Source organism: Gammaproteobacteria bacterium, assembly GCA_028817255.1.
GTDB classification, from domain to species: Bacteria; Pseudomonadota; Gammaproteobacteria; order Porifericomitales; family Porifericomitaceae; genus Porifericomes; species Porifericomes azotivorans.
In genome coordinates, this window is the sequence record JAPPQA010000174.1 from 1 (window position 1) to 3,753 (window position 3,753).

At 65.9% G+C, this 3,753-nt stretch carries 3 protein-coding genes; all 3 read left to right on the forward strand.

Going from position 1 to position 3,753, the window contains the following annotated elements; genetic code table 11:
* Positions 1 to 256: 256 nt before the first annotated feature.
* The 3 genes from OXU43_07100 (at position 257) to djlA (ending at position 3,583) form a co-directional block, all read left to right on the forward strand.
* Positions 257 to 802 carry a glutaredoxin family protein gene (locus OXU43_07100; protein MDD9824921.1) on the forward strand — a complete coding sequence of 182 codons (546 nt, stop codon included), beginning with the start codon at positions 257 to 259 and terminating at the stop codon, positions 800 to 802.
* Between the two features lie 66 nt (positions 803 to 868).
* Positions 869 to 2,737 carry a GspE/PulE family protein gene (locus OXU43_07105; protein MDD9824922.1) on the forward strand — a complete coding sequence of 623 codons (1,869 nt, stop codon included), beginning with the start codon at positions 869 to 871 and terminating at the stop codon, positions 2,735 to 2,737.
* Between the two features lie 51 nt (positions 2,738 to 2,788).
* On the forward strand, positions 2,789 to 3,583 hold the full coding sequence (gene djlA, locus OXU43_07110; GenBank protein ID MDD9824923.1) for a co-chaperone DjlA: 795 nt from the start codon (positions 2,789 to 2,791) through the stop codon (positions 3,581 to 3,583).
* Positions 3,584 to 3,753: the final 170 nt, after the last annotated feature.

Sequence of the window (3,753 nt, forward strand, 5' to 3'; positions counted from 1 at the left end):
TCGATTGCGTAACGGCTCGGACTTCCGCGGTTGCGTTGGGCATGAGACCGGGCTTGCGCTATAATCCCCTGGTGCCGGGCGCGATGCATGGCGTATGCATAGCGCATGTCCCGTCGTAACGGGTACGGTTTCGCGGAGGCGCGAGGAGGAGATCATGAGCAGGCGGCGAATTGGCATATTCCCTTGGGCGAGGGACGAGCGTGCGAAGACAGACGGGCGGGCGCGTTGGCGGCCGTATGGGGGGCGTTGCCTGGTCGTGGCGGCGCTCCTGTGTTGCGGGCAGGGCATTGCCCTGGGCGCCACGATCAAGGAGTGCCAGGATGCGGAAGGCAGGAAATATTTCGCCGACCGCTGCCCTGCCGACACGCAGCAACTCGGCGAGAAAAAGATTCTCACCTCGGGACAGGTTGGCGGCGTCAATTTGCAGCAACTTCGCTCGGAGCATCCGATCGTGATCTACAGCGTGCCGAACTGCGACGCCTGCGATTTGACGCGCAATTACCTGAGCAAGCGCGGGCTGCCCTTCTCCGAGAAGGACGTGAGCGAAAATGCCGATAACCAGCAAGAACTCAAAGAACGTTCCGGCGCCTTGACGGTGCCGGCGGTGGCTATAGGGAAGCAGTTGGTGAGTGGCTATAACCGTTCTGCGCTAAAGAGCCAGCTCGACGCGGTGGGCTACCCCGACTCGGAGAGTCAGCAGGGCCAGCAGGCGGCGGGCGCCGCGCCAGCGAATGCCGAGCCGGGGCAGGAAGAACCTACAGATGCCCCTTCCCCGTTTTTCTCTCCTCCGCCAAGCGAGTAAGCGGGCCCGGTCGGGCGCCGGCGCAGCCGGCTTCGGTACGGGTTCCTCCTCGTGTGGGGGACGACCATGATCAAGCGCCCGGTAAGCCGCCGTCGCAGTCCCCCGCCCAGGCGTGAACCTGGCCGCGAACCCGGGCGCGAATCCGGCGCTGTCTCCGCCATCGCCGCACCGGAGCGCCTGCTGGAGCTGCGGGAAGTGCTGGACGACTTGGCGAGGGAGGGGCGGATCTCCAGAGGCAATGCGGAGACTCTGCTTGCCTCGCAGCGCACGCGGCAGCGGCCCGCCGCGCACCCCCTGGAGATCGTCGCCGAACAGAAGTTTCCCGATCGCAAGGACAGCGGCAAGGCCCTGACTCTGGAGGCGCTGACCAGCTGGCTCGGCGACAAGTCCGGCCTGCCCTACTACCGAATCGATCCGTTGCGGGTGAATGTCCCCCAGGTGACCGCGGTGATGTCCTACCAGTACGCCCGGCGGCACGACATCCTGGCGGTGGAGGCCGAGGGCAGCGAGGTCGTCGTCGCCACCGCGCAGCCGTTTCGGAGGGACTGGCTGCCCATGTTGCAGCAGACGCTGAAAGACAAAACCATCTCCGTCGTGGTGGCCAACCCTGTCTCCATCGCAAGATACACTCTTGAGTTCTACTCCATGGCCCGTTCGGTCAGCAAGGCGGCCGACACGGACTACAAGGGCCTGGGGGCGCTCGGGGTCGGCAACTTCGAGCAATTGCTGGAACTCGGCCAGACGCACTCGCCGGAGGCCAACGACGCCCACATCGTCAACATCGTGGACTGGCTGCTGCAATACGCCTTTGACCAGCGGGCGTCGGACATCCATATCGAGCCGCGCCGGGAACGGGGCAATGTGCGGTTCCGCATAGACGGCACGATGCAGCACGTCTATGAACTGCCTGCGCTGGTCATGGTTGCCGTGGTCAGCCGCCTGAAGAACCTCGGGCGCATGAACCTGGCGGAGAAACGCCGCCCCCAGGACGGGCGCATCAAGACCAAGGGCCTCCAGGGCAATGAGGTGGAACTGCGGCTCTCCACCCTGCCCACGGCCTTCGGCGAAAAGATGGTGTTGCGGATCTTCGACCCGGACGTGCTGCTGAAGAGCTTCGACGAGCTCGGACTGGGCGGCAGGGAACACGATGTCTGGCAAGCCATGATCGGCGCCCCGCACGGCATTATTCTGGTGACGGGCCCTACCGGTTCCGGCAAGACGACCACGCTGTATTCCTCGCTAAGGCAGCTTGCCACTCCGGAAGTCAACGTCTGCACCATCGAAGACCCTATCGAGATGGTCGAACCCTCCTTCAACCAGATGCAGGTGGCGTCCAACATCAGCTTGCACTTCGCCGACGGGGTGCGCTCCCTGTTGCGCCAGGACCCGGACATCATCATGATTGGCGAGGTCCGCGACTACGAGACCGCCGAGGTCGCCGTCCAGGCCGCGTTGACCGGCCACCTAGTTCTCTCTACGTTGCATACCAATGACGCGCCCAGCGCCGTTATCCGCCTGCTGGAGATCGGCATTCCGGCGTACCTGATCAAGAGCGTGTTGCTGGGGGTTATGGCCCAGCGCCTGGTTCGCGTCTTGTGCCCGAACTGCAAGTCCCGGACTGCGATGGACAAGAAGGCATGGGGTTCCATGGTCGCTCCGTACAAGGCGCCGGCGCCGCAGTGGATGTATGTGCCCCAGGGTTGTCTGGAGTGCCGCGGCACCGGCTACTACGGCCGGCTTGGCTTGTACGAGATCCTGCCCGTGAGCAACGCGATCAAACGGATGATCGGCGACAGCGCCGAGGCCGACGCCTTGCGGCGCGCGGGTCTGAAAGAGGGGATGCACACCTTGCGCCTGGCGGGCGCCGCCAGGGTCGCGCATGGGCAGACCACCATGACCGAAGTATTGCGCGTCACGCCCAAGGCCGATGACTGAGGGCGGCGGGCGCGGGGCGCGCGGGCGGCGGCCCGGCGGCGGGATGACGCGGTGAGTTGGACCAGCACGCTGCTGGGAGGCGCCTTCGGCTTCATGATCGGCGGCCCCCTGGGGGCCGTCGTGGGCGCCGCTCTTGGTCATCAGCTGGGTGGCCGGGAGCCGTTGCCGGCGGGCGGCGCGGGGCCGTCGTTCGGCGGGGCGCAACAGCGCCAGCAGCGCCTCCAGGGCGCTTTCTTCGCCGCCACCTTCGCCGTGATGGGGCGCATTGCCAAGGCGGATGGGCGCATCTCGCCCGAAGAGATCCGGCTGGCCTCCGCGGTGATGGACCACTTCGACTTGGACCCGCAGTTGCGGGCGGCGGCGCAAAACCTGTTCCGCGAAGGCGCGTCCGAACGCTTCGACCTGGACGGGGTGTTGGCGCAGTTCCGCCGCGAGGCGGGGCGGCAGGTCAATCTGCGCCGCCTGTTCCTGGAGATTCAGATTCAGATGGCACTCGCTGACGGCGCCGTCAGCGCGCCGGAACGGCGCATTCTGCTGCTTGTCAGCGACTGTCTCGGCATCCCGCGCGATCTGTACCAGCGGCTTGAGGAGCAGATCCGCGCCAGCGCGCATTCCGGCCCGGCGGCGCGCGGCGGCCCGAGCCTGGAAGACGCCTACGCCACGCTGGGAGTTCCCTCCGGCGCCAGCGAGGCCGAAGTCAAGCGCGCCTACCGGCGCCTGATGAGCCGGCATCACCCGGACAAGCTGGTGGCGAAGGGCCTGCCGGAGGAAATGATGCGCGTCGCCACCGAAAAGACGCAGGAGATACGCGCTGCCTACGACCGGATCAAGGAGGCGCGCGCGTAGCCGGGGGTTGCGCACTGAAGCCGTTGGCGGGTGTGGCACGGTCGGAGATTGGCCGTTGCAAGGAGGTGCAATGAAATATCTGATTTTGATTTTTTCCCTGATCTTGGCAGGCTGTGCAAGCCTGCGCCTCACGACGGCCATGAGTGTGTCGGAGGCGCCCGGCAATGCAT